We start from the raw sequence: 17,227 nt of genomic DNA on the forward strand, positions 1-17,227 counted from the left end.
TCGCGGCTCTTGACAGCGTCGGCGGGGCATGCTGCCATCTGCGATGTAAACGTTTAAACACGTGACCGTTTCCTCGGCGTGAACGCCAACCCCCCAGTGGAGCCCTCCATGGCGATGATGTCCCGGCGAAAACTCCTCCTCGGCGCGGCGGCGGCCGCCGCCGCCGGTCAGATCGGCCTGCCCCCGGGACCGGCACGCGCCGCGGCCACCCGGCCGACGGCGGCACGCGGCGTGCTCGACGACGGTGTCCGGCTCCACTGGCTGGAGGGAGGCGTCCCCGGACGACTGGCCGGGGGGTCCACCTGGGGCGTGCCGTGGCCGAAGGGCACCGTCCCCAAGGGCCAGGAGTTCGCGCTGCGCACCGCCGCCGGACAGCAGGTGCCCGTCCAGACATGGGCCACCGCCTACTGGCCCGACGGGTCGCTGAAGTGGACCGCGCACGCCATCGGCACCGACGTCGCCCCGGCCGAGCACTACGTCCTGGCAGCGGGCAGCCCGGCCGCGCCGGCGGCGGCCGTGACCGTCAAGGACGGCCGCGACCGGGTCGAGGTGGGCACCGGCGTCATCCGGTGCCTGATCCCGAAGAAGGGCGACCGGCTGGTGCGCTCCATCCTGCGGGGCGAGCAGGAGATCGCCCGCGACGGCCGGCTGATCTGCCTGCGCCAGGACGAGCCCGGGGACGACGAGGCCGGCACGGTGAAGCGGGAGAGGTTCGAGGGCCGCACCGAGAAGGTGACGGTCGAGCAGTCGGGCCCGGTCCGCGCGGTGGTCAGGATCGAGGGGGCACACCGGCGCGGCGGACGGTCCTGGCTGCCGTTCACCGTGCGCCTGTACTTCTACGCCGGCAGCGACGGCATCCGCGCCGTGCACAGCTTCGTGTTCGACGGTGACGAGAAAAAGGACTTCATCGGCGGCCTCGGCATCCGCTTCGACGTGCCGATGCGGGGTGAGCTCCACGACCGGCACGTGCGCCTCGCCGGGAGCGGCGACGGCGTGCTGTCGGAGGCGGTGCGCGGCATCACCGGTCTGCGCCGCGACCCGGGCGCGGCGGTCCGCCAGGCGCAGGTCGCCGGGCAGGCCACCCCGCCGACGGCGACCTGGGACACCCGGGTCTCCTCCCGGCTGCACCTGATCCCCGCCTTCGGCGACTACTCGCTGCGCCAGGTCAGCGCCGACGGCTTCCAGATCCGCAAGCGCACCAAGGCCGGCCACGGCTGGATACCCGTCGACTCCGGCGGCCGGGCCGGCGGGCTCGGCTACGTCGGAAGCCCGCAGGGCGGGTTCGCCTTCGGCATGCGCAACTTCTGGCAGCTGCACCCCACCCAGCTCGACGTCCGCGGCGCGGCCGGCGAGCGGGCCGAGGTCACCGTCTGGCTGTGGTCACCCGACGCCGGGCCGATGGACCTGCGCTTCTACCACGACGGCCTCGGCCAGGACACCTACCCCGAGCAGCTCGAGGGGCTGGAGATCACCTACGAGGACTACGAACCGGGCTTCGGCACCCCGTACGGCATCGCGCGCACCACGGAGCTGATGTTCTGGGCGCTGGAGGCCACCCCGGCCGCGGAGCGGGTGGCGGAGATGGCCGAGGCCGTGCGGACGCCGCCGCTGGTCGTCGCGCCACCGGCGCACCTGCACGCGGCCGGGGTGTTCGGCGACTGGTCGCCGGTGGACCGCTCGACCCCGGCCAGGAAGCTCATCGAGGACCGCCTGGACCTTTTGTTCGACCACCACAGCACGCAGGTCGACCAGCGCTCCTGGTACGGGTTCTGGGACTACGGCGACATCATGCACAGCTACGACCCCGACCGGCACGTGTGGCGCTACGACGTCGGCGGCTACGCCTGGGACAACTCCGAGCTGTCGACCGACCTGTGGCTGTGGTACCACTACCTGCGCACCGGCAGGGCCGAGGCGTTCCGCTTCGCCGAGGCGATGACCCGCCACACCGGCGAGGTCGACGTCTACCACCTGGGCGAATGGCGGGACCTGGGCACGCGGCACGGCGTCCAGCACTGGGCCGACAGCGCCAAGCAGGCCCGCATCAGCAACGCCGGCTACCGGCGCTTCCTGTACTTCCTCACCGCCGACGAGCGCATCGGCGACCTGCTGCGCGACCTCGTGGACGCCGACAGGACCTTCCTCGTCCTGGACCCCATCCGCAAGATCCGCACAGGCCCGTACGAGCCGGACCCGCACGCGCTCGGCGTCAGCACCGGCACCGACTGGAGCGGCCTGGCGCTCGCCTGGCTGACCGAATGGGAGCGCGGCGGCGCGCCGATCGCCCGCGAGAAACTGCTGAACGGCATGCGCACCATCGCCGCGATGCCCAACGGGTTCGTCCGCGGCAGCGGCCTGTACGACCTCGACGACGGCACCTTCAAACCCACCGGGACCGCGGTCAGCGTCGGCTCGCTCGGCGCGGTGTTCGGCCTGGTCGAACTGTGCAGCGAACTCATCTCCCTCACCGGTGACGAGGCGTTCACCAGGGCCTGGCTGCAGTACTGCCGCCTGTACAACGGCACCGCCGCCGAGCAGCAGGCCGAGACCGGCCAGTCGTTCGGCAGCCAGAACCTGCGCCAGGCCCACTCCCGCCTCACCGCCTACGCCGCCGCCAGGCTCGGCGACGCGGGCCTCGCGGCCCGGGCATGGAAGGAGTTCGACACCGGCCACGCCGGATACCCCAAGACCCACGACTTCCGGTCCGTACGGGTCGAAGGCCCGAAGGTGCTCAAACCGGTCGACGAGGCCGGCCTGTCGACCAACGCCTCGGCGCAGTACGGCCTGGCGGCCATCCAGTGCCTCGCCCTGATCGGTGACCGGCTTCCCGCGTAACCCCTCACCACCCCCCACGACGAAGGAGATCTTCATGCACGTCACGCGTCGACGACGGGCCGTCCGCCGGCCCGCCGTCATCGCCTCGGCGCTCGCGATGGCCGCCACGGCCCTGGTCGCCGGCCCCACGTCCGCGACCACCGCCGCCTCCGGCGCCTCGGCGGCCGCCCCCGTCCGCCCGATGGAGAACCTCGGCCGCGGCGTCGTGGCCGTGCGCTCCGGCAGCAGGAACGTCCTGGTCGGCTGGCGGCTGCTGGGACTGGACCCGGACGGCATCGGCTTCAACGTCTACCGCTCCACCGCCGGCGGCTCGTACGTCAAGCTCAACTCCGGCGTCCTGACCGGCGGCACCAACTACGTCGACTCCACGGCCGACCTGACACGGGCCAACAGCTACCACGTACGGCCGGTGGTCGGCGGCACCGAGCAGGCGGCGAGCACGGCGTTCACCCTCACCGCCAACCACGCCACCGAGCCGGTGGTCCGCGTGCCGCTGCGCTCCGGCGGCCCGGTGAAGTTCGTCTGGGCCGGTGACCTCGACGGCGACGGCGAGTACGACTACGTGCTCGACCGGCAGACCTCCCCCCAGAGGATCGAGGCCTACCGCGGCGACGGGCGCTTCCTGTGGCAGGTCGACATGGGGCCCAACAGCACGAACCAGAACAACATCGAGGGCGGGTCGTCCACGATCGACGTCGGCCACAACGACGGCGTCACCGTCGCCGACCTCGACGGCGACGGCCGGGCCGAGGTCGCGGTGCGCATCGCCAACGGCGTGACCTTCGGCAACGGGACGAGGTTCACCAACGGTGACGACAACCGCCAGTTCATCGCCGTTCTCGACGGCCGGACCGGAGCGGCCCGGGCCACGGCCCCGGTGCCGACCGACTACCTGTCCGACGGCCCGATGTACGCGCGCTTCGGGGTGGGCCACCTCGACGGCACCAGGCCCAGCCTGGTGGCGTTCATGAAGAACCGGATCGGCAACGGGGGCTTCAACCTCATGATGGCCGCCTGGAACTTCGACGGCCAGGCCCTGACCCAGCGGTGGAAGTGGCTGCGCGGCAACCAGAACGCCCCCGACGGGCACAACACCCGCATCATCGACGTCGACGGTGACGGCAGGGACGAGGTCGCCGAGATCGGGTTCGTGCTCAACGGCGACGGAACCCTGCGCTACTCGCTGGGGCCCGCGGGCATCGTCCACGGCGACCGTTTCCACATCACCAAGATGGACCCCTCCCGTCCGGGCCTGCAGGGCTACGGCGTGCAGCAGGACAACCCCAACGGCCTGCGCGAGTACTACTACGACGCCCGCGACGGCTCCGTCATCTGGCGGCACACCGCGTCCGGCACCGCCGACGTGGGGCGCGGGATGGCCGGCGACATCGACCCCCGCCACCCCGGCATGGAGGTCTGGTCCTTCTCCGGGGTGTACAACGCGCCGACCAACCGCCTCACCGAACCGAACACCTCGCTGCGGCCCTGGCCGCAGATGGGCCTGTGGTGGGACGGCGACCTCACCATGGAACTGCTCAACGACGGCAAGTTCGAGAAGTGGGACCCGGCCAACCCCACCGCCACCAACCGCACCCCCCGGCTGCTGAACATCTCACAGTACGGCGCGGTCAGCGCGGCCCAGGGCGTGAACCCCACCCTGGTCGGCGACCTCCTCGGCGACTGGCGCGAAGAGGTCGTCTACACCAACGCGAGCTTCGACGAGCTCATCATCTTCACCACCGACCGGCCCACGAGCACCAGGCTGTACACGCTGGCGCACAACCCCGCCTACCGCAACGCCATGACCCTCAAGGGCTACATGCAGTCCCACCACCCCGACTACTTCCTCGGCCACGGCATGACCACGCCGCCCCGCCCGAGCATCAGCTACGCGGGCAGATGAGCATCGATGTTAAAACGCTTACTTCAGACGTCAGAGTTCTCCCGATAGAAGCCTTGCCAGAGCTGTAGTATCCGTTTTATGTCATCAAGCGGCCTCCCGGCGCCCGACGAACGACTCTCCGGCCACACCGGCTGGACCCGGGCACACTGGGAGGCCGCCGCCGACCGCCTGCTGGCCTCCGTGGTGCCGTACGCCACGGAGGACTTCGCCCGGTTCCACCTACCGGGCAGGGCGAGCCGGTCGGGGCCGGTGAGCGACGGGCTGGAGGGCTTCGCCCGCACGTTCCTGCTCGCCGCCTTCAGGATCGCCGGAGCGGGCGGCGCGGTGCCGCCCGCGCTGCTGGAGCGCTACGCGAGCGGTCTGGCGGCCGGGACCGACCCGGCCCACCCCTGCGCCTGGCCCGCGCCGGCCGACATGTCCCAGCAGCTCGTCGAGGCGGCCTCGGTGGCGCTGGCGCTGCACGAGACCCGGCCCTGGCTGTTCGACCGGCTGCCGGCGGCCGTACGGGAACGGGTGGTGGCCTGGCTGGCCGGATGCGTCGGGCGGCGCACGCCCGACAACAACTGGGTGATGTTCACGGTGGTCGTCGGGCAGTTCCTGGCCGAGGTGGGCGGGCCCCAAGAACCGGCGGAGATCACCGGCGGGCTGGAGCGGATCGAGGAGTGGTACGCCGGTGACGGCTGGTACTCCGACGGCAGGGGCAAGAACTTCGACCACTACTGCGGCTGGGCGATGCACCTGTACCCGTCGCTGTGGGCGAGGATGGCCGGCGACACCGCCCGCGGGGAACTCTACGCGGCACGGCTGCGCCGCTTCCTCGACCACTACCAGCACTTCTTCGCCGCCGACGGCGGGCCGGTGCACCAGGGACGCTCGCTGACCTACCGGTTCGCCACGGTCGCGCCACTGTGGCTGGGAGCGCTCACCGGCGCCTCGCCCCTTCCGCCCGGCCGTACCCGCCGCATCGCGAGCGGCGTCCTGCGCCACTTCGCCGAGCGCGGCGCACCCGACGAGCGCGGCCTGCTCACGCTGGGCTGGTACGGCCCGTTCCCGCCCGTCGCGCAGGACTACTCGGGACCGGCGTCACCGTACTGGGCGAGCAAGGCGTTCCTGGGCCTGCTGCTGCCGCCCGGGCACCCGGTCTGGACGGATCCCGAGGAGGCCGCGCCCGTCGACCTGGCCGACCAGGCGGTGTCCATGCCCGCGCCCGGCTGGCTGCTGCACGCCACCCGCGCCGACGGCGTCGTACGGCTCGTCAACCACGGCAGCGACCGCGACCGCGTCCAGGACCCGGACGGGCCACCCGACCCGTACTACCTCAAGTTCGCCTACACCAGCCACACCGGGCCCGAGGTGGGGGAGGGGGCGCACGGGGTGGACAACCACCTGGCCGTCGTCGCGCCCGACGGGACGCCCTCCCTCAGGCGGCGCATCGAGCCCCTGTGCGTCTCCGACCGGTTCGCCGCCTCCGCCTACCGGGACGGCCCGGTCCGCGTGGTGACGGCCTCGGTGGTCGACGGCCCGGCGGAGATCAGGATCCACCGGGTCACGGCCCCGGCCGGCCACCGGGTGAGGGACGGCGGCCACGCCCTGGCCGCGGCGACCCCGCCGGAGGTGAGCCAGGAGGACGGGACGGCGCTGGCCCGCCGCCCGGACGGGCTGAGCAGCGCCGTGCTCGCCCTGCACGGCTACACGGGCACGGGTCTGGTGACCTCCCGGGGCACCAACGCCTTCGGCACGCACTCGGCCACGCCGTACGCCGCCGCCGACCACCCCGGCGGCACCGCGGTCTACGTCGGCCTCGTGCACCTGGCGGTGACGCGCGAGCGGCCGCCCGCGCCGGAGGTGAGCGTGCGGGGCGACCTGGTCGTCCTGAGGCTGCCCGGCGGGGAGACGGTGACGGTGCGCATGGACCGCGTCCCCGCCTGCGAACGGCCGGCGCCCCGCGCCTGAGGAACACGACGCACCGGCGGACGGACGGCGTCCCCACGCGCGAACGGCCCGCACCTCACGCCTGGGAACACCGTGAACCGGAAGACGGACGGCGTCCCGCGCCTGGGAACACGGCGGCCCGGCGGGCCGGCTGTTCGCGGCCCGCCGGCCCGCCGGCCCGCCGTGCGCCTCCGGTCTACTGGTTGGCCGCGTGCTCCTTGGCCAGCTCCGCGGCGACCTGGTCACCGCCCGCCTGCCGCCACTGGGTGACGACGTCCTTCCACGCCGACAGCGGCTTGCGCCCGAACGTGACCGCGGTGATCCCGTCCCCGATGATCTGGGTGAGCTGGGCGCCCTTGCTCGCCTCGGTGGGAGAGCGCAGGCCGGTGGCGGGATTGCGGACACTGTCGGGCAGGGTCGCCTTCTGCCACTCGTACACGGACCTGGCCACGTCGGAGTGACCCGGCAGGTAGAGGACGGACGGGGCCGCGCCGAGGAACTTGACGGGCAGGAGCGTGTTGTTCTCCTGGGTGTACAGGTCGGTGGTCGTGACGCCGTCGGCGTCCTTGGTGAAGTGCCGGCCCTCGACGCCGTAGTTGGCCAGCTCGTACTCGCTGGTCCCGAACGGCGCGCTGAGGTAGTCGCAGATGCGCAGCAGCAGCCTGATCCGCTCGGGGGAGGCCTTCTTGAAGGCGACGTAGCCGAAGGTGCCCGGGCTCTGCCAGGGGGTGGGATTCTCCCCGTACGGCCGCCCGAGGTCGAGGTCGAACCGGTCGTTGATCTTCGTGATGAAGCCCAGGTTCACCGACCCGAAGCCGTCGTTGATCGAGGCGACCGTGCCGTTGTGGAAGAAGCTCTGCATGTCGGTGGAGCTGACGGTGAGGCTGTCGGGGTAGTGCGTCCCTGCCTCGGCCAGCTTGCGCATGACCTCCAGGGCCTGCTCGAACTGCGGGGTGGCGATGGTGTGCGAGAACGTGCCGCCCGAGGCCGACCAGGTGTTGGGCGCGCCCAGCGAACCGGCGTGGTAGGTGACGGCGCCCAGGCCGCCGAACAGCGTCTTGAACCAGCCCACGCCCCACTTGCGGTCCCCGGTCAGCTCCTTCATGGCGTCCAGGTACTGCTCGGTCGTCCAGTCCTTGGGGATGCCGGCCGCGTTCATGGCCGAGCGGTTGACGAACAGGCTGTTGGCCGGCTTCGGCCGCTCCAGCGGGACCCCGTAGATCCTGCCGCCGATCCTGCCCATGCCCTGCCAGGCGTAGGTCGGGATGTTGGCGAGGTTGGGGAACCGCCTGACCGCGTCCCCGCCGACGAACTCCGACAGGTCGGCGCAGCGCGCCTGGACGAACTCGGCCGCGTGCGGGAGCGCCAGGTTGTTGAACATGATGATGTCCGGCAGGTCGTCGCCCGCGGCCATCAGCGTGGCCATCTTCTGCGCGTACTCCGGGTCGGGCACGACGGTGACGTTCAGGTCGACGTTGAGCGCCTTGTTGAGCGCCTGCCAGTACTCGTTCCGGCCCACCGGCTTCGGCGGGGCGCCGAACGACACGACCATGGCCCTGACCTCGGAGCCGTCGCCCACGGTGTCGTTCACCGACCGTACGAGCTTCTCGGGGTAGGACAGGTAGAGCGGCTGCACGCCGGAGGCGTCACCGGGAAGGTCCGGAGCCGGCCCTTCGAACGGCACGTAGGCCGGCCAGGGGGTCAGGCTCTTCCCCGCGTTGGAGACGTTCCCGCCTCCCGACGGGCTCCGGCCCGCGCACGCGGACAGCAGGGGTGTGGCGGCCAGGCCGAGCGCGCCGGTGCCGGCCAGGCGCAGCAGGGAACGACGGTCGATGCGGTTGTCCATGGCGGGGGTTCCTCTCCCGGCGTCGCGCCGAAAGGAGTGTTTCTCGTGGGGGGTTCTCAGGACGCGGCCGGGGACGCCCGCCGGGCCCCTCGGGGCGCCGGTCGGGGACGTCGTTCAGGCCTTCAGGGCGCCGGTCAGCACGCCCTTGGCGAAGTAGCGCTGCAGGAACGGGTACACGCACACGATGGGCAGCGTCGCCAGCATGACGACGGCCATCTGGACCGACTGGGGTGAGGTGGCCGCCAGCTCGCCCGAGCTCTCGGCCAGGGACGCCCCTCCGGTGACGTACTGCCGCAGGACGGTGCCGATCGGCCACTTGGTCTGGTCGTTGAAGTAGATGATGGCCTCGAAGAAGCGGTTCCAGTACGCGACCGCGTAGAACAGGCCGATCACCGCGATGACGGCCTTGGACAGCGGGAGGACGACCCTGCGCAGGATCGCCAGCTCGCCGGCGCCGTCCATCCGCGCGGCGTCGAGCAGCTCCTGCGGGATGGCCTGGAAGAATCCGCGCATCACGACCAGGTTGAACACGTTGATCAGGAAGGGCAGGACCAGTGCGGCGTACCGGTCGAACAGCCCGGCGCCCTGCACCACCAGGAACAGCGGCACCATCCCCGGCGGGAACAGGAACGTGAACAGCACCAGCAGCAGCATCGGCTTGCCGCCGTAGACCCGCGGCCTGCTCAGCGTGTAGGCCAGGCCGATGGTGCACGACAGGCTCAGCGCCGTGCCCACCAGGGTGACGCCCGTGCTGACCAGCAGCGCGCGGGTGATGATCCCGCCCTGCAGGATGTCGCTGTAGGCGTCCAGGGAGAACTCCCGCGGCCAGATCACCCAGCCGCCGTTCTCGATGACGTTCTGCGGGCTGGCCAGGCTGGTGGCCAGGACCGTCCACAGCGGGAAGACCACCAGCGCGACCACCACGGCCAGTGCCACGGCCTTGGCGGCGCGCACGGCCGGGCCGGGGCGGCCCTTCCAGGCGGGTGCGGCTGTCGCGCTCCTCATGCCCTGTACACCCCCTGCTCGCCCAGCCGGTGAGCCACCTTGTTGGCGGTGTAGATGAGCACCACGCCGATCAGCCCCTTGAACAGACCGACCGCGGCGGCGTAACCGAAGTCGCCGCCCGCGAAGCCGGTGAAGTAGACGAACGTCTCCAGCACCTCGCCGGTCTCCGGCCCCACCGACTGGCGCTGCAGGAAGAACTGCTCGAACCCGATCGACAGGAACTCGCCCAGCCGCAGCACCAGCAGCAGCACGATCACCGGCCTGATCGCGGGCAGCGTGACGTGCCACAGCCGCCGTCCCCAGCCGGCGCCGTCCAGCGCCGCCGCCTCGTACTGCTGCTCGTCGACCTGCGACAGCGCCGCCAGGAAGATGATCGTGGCCCAGCCGCACTCCTTCCAGACGAGCTGCGCGATCACCAGCGGCCCGTAGGCGTCGGGGTTGCCGATGATCGAGACGCCGCCCGCGCCCAGGTCCGACAGCCAGCCGTTCACCACGCCCGCGCCGCCCAGCATCTGCTGGAAGAGCGCGACGACGATCACCCACGACAGGAAGTGCGGCAGGTAGATCACGCTCTGCACGAACCGCCGGACGGTGTCGCCCACCAGGCTGTTCAGCAGCAGCGCCAGGGCCAGCGGGGCGGGGAAGAAGAACACCAGCTGCAGCGCGGCGATGATCAGCGTGTTCTCCACCGCGTTCCAGAACGCCGGGTCGCCGAACATGCGCTCGAAGTGCGCCAGGCCCACCCACTCGCTGCCCGAGACCCCGAGGAACGGGACGTAGTGCTGGAAGGCCAGGACGTTGCCGAACAGCGCCCCGTAGTGGAAGAACAGGAAGTACGCCAGACCCGGCACCGCGATGGCCAGCAGCACGAGGTCGGTGCGGATGCGCCGCAGGCGACCCGCGACAGGGCCTCCCGCGGGGGAGGGGTCCCGTGCCTTGTCCATGGGTGGGCCGGTGCCACCGGCGTCGCCGCGGACCCGCGTCATGCTCACGTCCAGCGCCCTTCGTGCGGTACCGAGCCGAAACAGAATGTTCATCAACCTAAAACGTTTACATAATCGCGTCAATAGTCCATCGCCCCTCTATCGGGCGGTGAACATCCACGTGCTGACGATGGCCGTCCTCACCGGGAACCGTTGTGGACCGGGCATCCGGCACGTAAGGTGACCCTGTTTGTGGAACCGTTTACATCGGTTCTCACCACCGGCCTACCGAGAGGAGTCCCCTCCGTGCCACGGCGACCCGTCGCGGTCTTCGCCATCGCCCCCTGGGCGTTCGGCGGAGTCTTCCCCGCCGACCTCGTCACCCGATTGCGGCATCTGGTCGACATCGATCCGGCGACGACGTTCACCTCGTTCGAAGGACCGTCCGCCGCCGCGGTCCTGGCGCGGACGGACATCCTGCTCACCGGGTGGGGGTGTCCGCGCGTCGACGCCACCGTGCTGGAGGCGGCGCCCCGGCTGCGGGCCCTCGTACACGCCGCCGGCACCGTCAAGACCTCCGTCGACCCCGTCGTGTTCGAACGCGGGCTGCTGGTGTCCACCGCCGCGGAGGCCAACGCCGTCCCCGTCGCCGACTACACCATGGCCATGCTCGTCCTCGGCGCCAAGCAGGTGTTCGGCCGCGCCAGGCGGTACGCCGCCGCCGTCGAGGGCGGGCCCGCGGACTGGCTGTCGGGTGACGGCACCGGCCTGCACGGCTGCACCGTGGGCGTGATCGGAGCCTCCCGGATCGGCCGTCTGGTGCTGCGCAGGCTACGGGAGTTCGACGTCGAGGTCCTGCTCTACGACCCGTACCTGACCGCCGACGACGCCGACCGTCTCGGTGCCGAGGCGGTCGACATGGACGACCTGTGCCGCCGCAGCCACCTGGTCACCGTGCACGCCCCCGCCCTTCCCGAGACCCGCCACATGCTCGACGGCCGCAGGTTGGACCTGCTGCCCGACGGGGCGACCGTGATCAACACCGCCCGCGGGTCCCTGATCGACACCGAGGCGCTGACACGGGTCTGTGCCACCGGCCGCGTCTCCGCCGTCCTCGACGTCACCGACCCCGAGCCGCTGCCGCCCGGGCACCCGCTCTTCGGCCTGCCCAACGTCCTGATCACCCCGCACCTGGCGGGGGCCCAGGGGCGTGAGATGCGGCGCCTCGGCGAGTTCGCCGTGGCCGAGGTGGGCCGTTTCCTCAACGGCATACCGCTGCTGGGACGGGTGCAGCCGGAGCAGCTTCCCTACATCGCGTGACGACGTGTCCCGGACGGTTCTGCGGCCTCGCCTCCACGGCCTCGGGTCCGGTCAGAGGAGGTCGCCGACGAGGCCGGCGAACTCCTCCGGGCCGACGATCCGCACGCCCAGGCTCTCGGCCTTGGCACGCTTGGAGCCCGCGTTCTCCCCGGCCACCAGCAGGCTGGTCTTCTTCGAGACGCTGGAGGACGCCTTGCCCCCGGCGCGCTCGATCAGCTCGTTCATCTCGTTGCGGGTCAACGCCTCCAGCGCGCCGCTCATCGAACCGGTGACCACCACGGACATCCCGGCCAGCGGCGACGCGGACGCGCCGCCCGCCCCCGGGGCCTCCTGCGCGTCGGAGCCGGAGCCGGAGCCGGGGTCGGCACCGGTGACGGCCGGTGGCCTCCAGCCGGGCTCGGTCATGGTGACCCCGGCCGCCACCAGCTTGTCGATCAGCGGCGCGAGCTCGGCCAGCTCGGCCACCACCGACGGCGCCTTCTTCGGGCCGATGCCCTCCACCACCTCGATCGCCTCGGCGTCGGCCGCGCGGATGGCGTCCATGCTGCCGAAGTGCCGGGCGATGCGGCGGCTCATGGAGCGGCCGGTGCCGCGCACGCCCAGCGCGCAGAACACCCTGCTGAGCGGCTGGGACTTGGCCCGCTCGATGGCGGCCAGCAGGTTGTCGGTGCTGGTGGCGCCCATCCGTTCCAGGCTCAGCAGCTGCTCGCGGGTCAGGAAGAACAGGTCGGCGAAGTCGCCGATCATCCCGGCGTCCAGCATCTGCCGGATGCGCTTCTCGGCCAGGCCCTCGATGTCGAGCTGGTCGCGGCCGGCGGCGTAGCCGATGGAGGCGATGATCCGGCAGGCGCGCCCGCGCACGCACCGCCACCGCTCCTGCGAGGCGTCGATGGCGTCCCCGCAGGTCGGGCAGACCTCCGGGATCGGGATCGGCCGCTCGTCACCGGTGCGCAGGTGCACGACCGGGGCCTCGACGCGCGGGATGACGTCACCGGCCTTGTAGACGGTCACGTGGTCGCCGAGCATCAGTCCGCGGCGGGCGATGTCGGAGGCGTTGTGCAGGGTGGCGTAGGTGACGACGCTGCCGTCCAGCTCGACCGGCTCCAGCACCGCGCGCGGGGCGATGACGCCGGTGCGGCCGGTGTTCCACTCCACGCCGACCAGCCTGGTGATCTTCTCGGTGGCGGGGAGCTTGTAGGCGACCGCCCACCGGGGCGCCCGGGTGCCGAAACCGGCCCGCGCCTGGTCGGCGGCGAGATCACACTTGATCACGATGCCGTCGATGCCGAAGGGCAGGCCGGCGCGCCTGGCCGCGATCTGCTCGACGCGCTCCTGCACCTGCTCCAGGGTGGTGGCGACGATCCCGCCGACCTCGGTGACGGCCGGGGTCCGCACGCCCTGCGCGGCGACCCACGCCATGACCTCGCTGTGCGGCAGCTCACGCAGCCGCGCCGCCCCCTCGGAGTCGTCACCGGGGTGCGGCAGCGCGCCGTAGCCGAAGAACGTCAGCTCGCACACGTACGGCCGGTCCTGGGCGCGCAGCGTGCCCGCGGCGGCGCTGCGCGGGTTGGCGAACGTGGTGCCGTCGTGCGCCTGACGCTTGGCGCACGCCTGCTCGAACTGCTCGGCGGTCATCATCACCTCGCCGCGCAGCTCCACCGTGACCGGCTCGGCCAGCCTGGACGGCAGCCCCACGACGGTGCCGATCGCGTGGCTGACGTCCTCACCCGCGGTGCCGTCACCCCGGGTGACCAGCTGCGCCAGCCGCCCGCCGCGGTAACGCGCGGCGATCGCCAGCCCGTCGAGCTTCGGCTCCACGCTCCACGCCGACACCGGACGGCCCAGCCTGCGCTCCAGCGACGCGGCCCAGTCGGCCAGCTGCTCGGCGCCGAAGACGTTGTCCAGGCTCAGCATCGGCACCGTGTGCGGCACGTCGCCGACCACCGCGCCACCGGCCACCTTGCCCGTCGGCGACTCCGGCAGCACCTCGCCGGGATTCTCGGCCTCGTACGCCTGGATGCCGCGGACCAGCCGGTCGTAGGCGTCGTCGTCCAGCGCGGAGGTGCCGTCGCCGTAGTAGGCCGCGGCGGCGTCCAGGGCGAGCTGGACGGCCTCGGCGTAGGCGGTCTGATCAGCGAGAAGGGTGATCGGGGGCGCGTCGGTCATGACCTCATCATCTCGCCCGGCACCGACAGTTTCCGGCGCGCGGGACGCGGGTCACGCGACCGGCTCCCGGTGCCTCACCGGCACGGCGACCCGGTGCACCCGCCCGGGCCCGGCCTCCTCGCCCGTCCGGGCGAACGGCACCTCCACCGCACCCGGCTCCAACGCCGAGCCGGGCGACCGTGCCGTCGCCGTCGCCCGGACGTCCGGCCGGGTGCGGTGGGTTCTGCCGTCCGGCCGGCCCGAGGGCCGGACGAGCCCCGGCCGGCGGCCGTCAGGTCCGGGTCCCTCCGAACCTGACGGCCGCGCCGGTCAGGGCGGGCCGATCAAGGGCGGGCCGATCAAGGGCGGGCCGATCAAGGGCGGGCCGATCAAGGGCGGGCCGATCAAGGGCGGGCCGATCAAGGGCGGGCCGATCAGAGGAACCGCCACAGGCGGTCGCCGGCGCCGGAGTCGTCGGCCAGCACGACCTGCGCGCCCTGCGCGGTGGACCCGTTGACGCCCAGGACGCGGCCGCCGTTGGCGCACTGGATGCGGAAGGAGCCGTTGGTGCCGTACCGCAGCCGCCAGCGGTGGTCACCGGTGCCGTTGTCGGCCCACTGGACCACCCGGGCGCCCGCGCTCGCCGAGGCGTTCTCGACCCCGAGGACCTTGCCGCTGTTGGAGTTGCGCAGCCTGAGATAGCCGCCCGTGTCGGTCACGGCCGTCCACAGGTGGTCGGCGGTGCCCGTGTCACCCCACTGGACCACCATGCCTCCGTCGGCGGTGGACATGTCCATCACGCCCAGCACCATGCCGCTGGCGACGTTCTGGATGCGGCGCGCGCCGTTGGGCAGGAAACGCCACTGGTTGTCGCCGCTGCCGTTGTCGGCGTCCTGCACGGCCTGCGCGCCCTGGCTCGCGGAGCCGTTCAGGATCGCCAGCAGCTTGCCGCTGTTGACGTTGCGGAGCTTGTGGGTGCCGTCCCCGACGTCCACGATCGTCCACCGGTGGTCGGCGGTGCCCGTGTCGCCCCACTGCAGCACGCGGGCGTTGTCCGTGGTGGCCATGTTCTCCACGCCCAGGACCTTGCCACTGTGGACGTTGCGCAGCTTGACGGCGTTGCCGTCCACGACCAGGACCCAGTCGTGGTCGGCGGTGCCGTTGTCGGCCCACTGCACGGCCAGGCCGCCGTCGGCCGTGGACATGTTCTGGACGCCGAGGACGAGCCCGGTGGCCGCGTTCTGCAGCCGGAAGCTCGCCGTCCCCGTGCCGCCCTGGCCCCCGGTGTTCCAGTAGACGGTGTAGTTGTGGCCGTGGGCGTCCTGGAACGGGATGAGGTTGACGGTCGCGGAGTTGGCCGTCGCCGTGAACGTGAGCGCCGAGGTGCTCGTCCGGGTGACCGAGGCGGGGTTCAGCGTCGGCAGCGCCGACAGCGCGGTGTTGCCGTAGTTGCCCGACAGCACCAGCGGCCCGTAGGTGACCGCCTGGACGTTCGGGTTGTCGTTGGCGGCCTTCATGACCACGCGCATCGGCAGGCGTAGGGTCACGGTGTCGCCCGAGGTCCACGTCCGGGTGATCGTCGCGTACGAGCCGGGCGTGGCGGCGATGTCCTGCTGGGTGCCGTTGACGCTGATCGTGGCGCCGCTCGTCCAGCCGGGGATGCGGACGCGCATCGACCACGTGCTGCCGACGTCGCCGGTGACCTGGAGCGAGACGGTGTCGCTCGCCGGGAAGGAGGTCGTCTGGGTGACCGTGATGCCGCGCCGGCTCCAGTTCAGCACCGACGGGGTGAACAGGTTCACCGTCAGCGTCGTGCCGTTGTGGAAGTAGATGGAGTCCATCAGCTTGGTGTTCACTTCGATGCCGGTGCCCTGGCAGCACCAGAAGGAGTTGTAGTCGGTGCTCCAGGTGCCGCCGCCCCAGGCGGGGCCGACGCCCCGCCGGCCGCCGGGGTTGAGCGGGGTGAAGTAGGTGATGTGCCCGTGGGCGTCGGCCGGGTTCTGCTGGCCGATGAGGTGGTTGATCAGCGCCCCCTCGTAGTAGTCGAAGTAGTCCGCCCGGTTCGGGTCCAGCAGCCACAGCTCCCGCGTCAGCTTCAGCATGTTGTAGGTGTTGCAGGCCTCGGCGGTGTCGCGCGCCAGGTACCCGGCGATGGCGTTGGGCGCCCGGAAGTGCTCGGCCTGGCTGTTGCCCCCGATCACGTAGGTGTGCGCGCCGGTGGTGATGCGCCAGGCGTTGGAGGCGATGTCGCGGTAGCGGGTCGTGCCGGTGGCCTTGTACTCGCGGGCCGCGCCGATCCACTTGGGCACCTGGGTGTTGGCGTGCAGGCCGTTGAGCTGGTCCTGGTTCGCCGCCAGGGGGTTGAACACGGCGTTGTGGTCGAACCGCTGGGCGGCGGTCAGCCAGCGGGCGTTGCCGGTCTGCTGGTACAGGTCGGTCAGGACGGCGTTCATCCCGCCGAACTCGGTGCCCAGCAGGGCCTGCATCTGGGCGGAGGTCAGCCTGCTCGTCCGCCAGTCGACCCAGCCGGCCAGCGCCAGCAGCACGTCGCGGGCCTGGGTGCTCTCCATGTAACGCCACACGTCGAGCAACCCGGCCAGGGTCTTGTGGATGCAGTAGTACGGCACGTTGCCGTTGGTCAGCGTGCGGGCCTCGAGCGCGGTGAAGTCGGACTCGGGGAAGCCGGAGAGGTAGCCGGTGTTGAAGCCGGCGGCGCCGTTGTTGGCCTGGCACTTGGCCAGTTCGGCGACCATGGTGTTGGCCTTGTCGCGGCAGGTGGTGTCACCGGTCACCGCGTACGCCTGGGCCCAGGCGGTCAGGAAGTGCCCCTGCATGTGGCTGCGGAAGGGGAAGCTCGGGGCGTCCCAGCCGCCGTTGGCCGCCGCGCCCTGGGTGGAGAGCCGGTGGTTGGCGCGGAAGACGTACATCAGCCGGTTGACGTCGACGAACCGCAGGTAGGACAGGGTGCGGTTCTGGTTGTCCAGCCAGCGGCCGGAGGTCAGGCGCACCTGTCCGAACTCGAACGGGTACGCGGACACGCCGATGTCGGCGCGGACGGGGGCGATCTCCGCGAAGGCGGGCGCGGTGCCGGAGAGCTGACCGGTGGCGGTCGCGGCGGCGGTGATGCCCGCGGCCTGGAGAAGCCGGCGTCGGCTGAGGGGTGACATGTGGACTCCAAGAGGGTGGAGGGTCGGATCGTGCTGCCGGTCCCGCCGGCGGGGCGGAGCCGGGGTGGTCCCGGCCGCCGCCCGCGCCGTGGCGCGGGCGGCGGCCGCCGTACCGGATCGGCGGCGAAGGCCAGGTGAGCCGCCGGCCTCC

Annotated in this window: 9 protein-coding genes; 4 read left to right on the forward strand and 5 right to left on the reverse strand. The window is 71.8% G+C overall.

Annotated elements, in window-relative coordinates; all coding sequences use genetic code 11:
* Positions 1-108: 108 nt before the first annotated feature.
* From ACZ6RT_RS18395 to ACZ6RT_RS18405, 3 genes are all read left to right on the forward strand, one after another.
* Entirely contained in the window at positions 109-2,835 is a 2,727-nt protein-coding gene (locus ACZ6RT_RS18395; protein ID WP_470154870.1) for an exo-rhamnogalacturonan lyase family protein, read from the forward strand.
* 34 nt (positions 2,836-2,869) lie between these two features.
* Positions 2,870-4,738: a rhamnogalacturonan lyase family protein gene (locus tag ACZ6RT_RS18400; protein ID WP_399196798.1), complete on the forward strand. Its 1,869-nt coding sequence runs from the start codon at positions 2,870-2,872 to the stop codon at positions 4,736-4,738.
* Between the two features lie 78 nt (positions 4,739-4,816).
* Positions 4,817-6,691, forward strand: coding sequence for a DUF2264 domain-containing protein (locus tag ACZ6RT_RS18405; protein ID WP_470154873.1), 1,875 nt, complete (start codon positions 4,817-4,819; stop codon positions 6,689-6,691).
* Positions 6,692-6,866: 175 nt separating this feature from the next.
* On the opposite strand, the gene ACZ6RT_RS18410 is transcribed toward ACZ6RT_RS18405, so the two are convergent.
* From ACZ6RT_RS18410 to ACZ6RT_RS18420, 3 genes are all read right to left on the reverse strand, one after another.
* Positions 6,867-8,516: an extracellular solute-binding protein gene (locus ACZ6RT_RS18410; RefSeq protein WP_470154875.1), complete on the reverse strand. Its 1,650-nt coding sequence runs from the start codon at positions 8,514-8,516 to the stop codon at positions 6,867-6,869.
* 114 nt (positions 8,517-8,630) lie between these two features.
* The gene (locus ACZ6RT_RS18415; protein ID WP_470154877.1) at positions 8,631-9,521 is read right to left on the reverse strand and encodes a carbohydrate ABC transporter permease; all 891 of its coding nucleotides are present in this window, start codon (positions 9,519-9,521) and stop codon (positions 8,631-8,633) included.
* The gene (locus ACZ6RT_RS18420; RefSeq protein ID WP_470154878.1) at positions 9,518-10,558 is read right to left on the reverse strand and encodes an ABC transporter permease; all 1,041 of its coding nucleotides are present in this window, start codon (positions 10,556-10,558) and stop codon (positions 9,518-9,520) included. The genes ACZ6RT_RS18415 and ACZ6RT_RS18420 overlap by 4 nt, the downstream gene beginning before the upstream one ends.
* A 192-nt stretch (positions 10,559-10,750) precedes the next feature.
* On the opposite strand from ACZ6RT_RS18420, the gene ACZ6RT_RS18425 reads away from it, so the two are divergent.
* Positions 10,751-11,764, forward strand: a complete 1,014-nt coding sequence (locus ACZ6RT_RS18425) for a hydroxyacid dehydrogenase (protein WP_399196803.1) — start codon at positions 10,751-10,753, stop codon at positions 11,762-11,764.
* 51 nt (positions 11,765-11,815) lie between these two features.
* Here the strand turns inward: ACZ6RT_RS18425 and ligA are convergent, their stop codons facing one another.
* Positions 11,816-13,930, reverse strand: coding sequence for an NAD-dependent DNA ligase LigA (gene ligA, locus ACZ6RT_RS18430; protein WP_470154880.1), 2,115 nt, complete (start codon positions 13,928-13,930; stop codon positions 11,816-11,818).
* Positions 13,931-14,343: 413 nt separating this feature from the next.
* Entirely contained in the window at positions 14,344-17,076 is a 2,733-nt protein-coding gene (locus ACZ6RT_RS18435) for a beta-L-arabinofuranosidase domain-containing protein (protein ID WP_470154882.1), read from the reverse strand.
* Positions 17,077-17,227 lie beyond the last annotated feature (151 nt).

It is taken from the genome of Streptosporangium sp. NPDC050148, assembly GCF_055586505.1.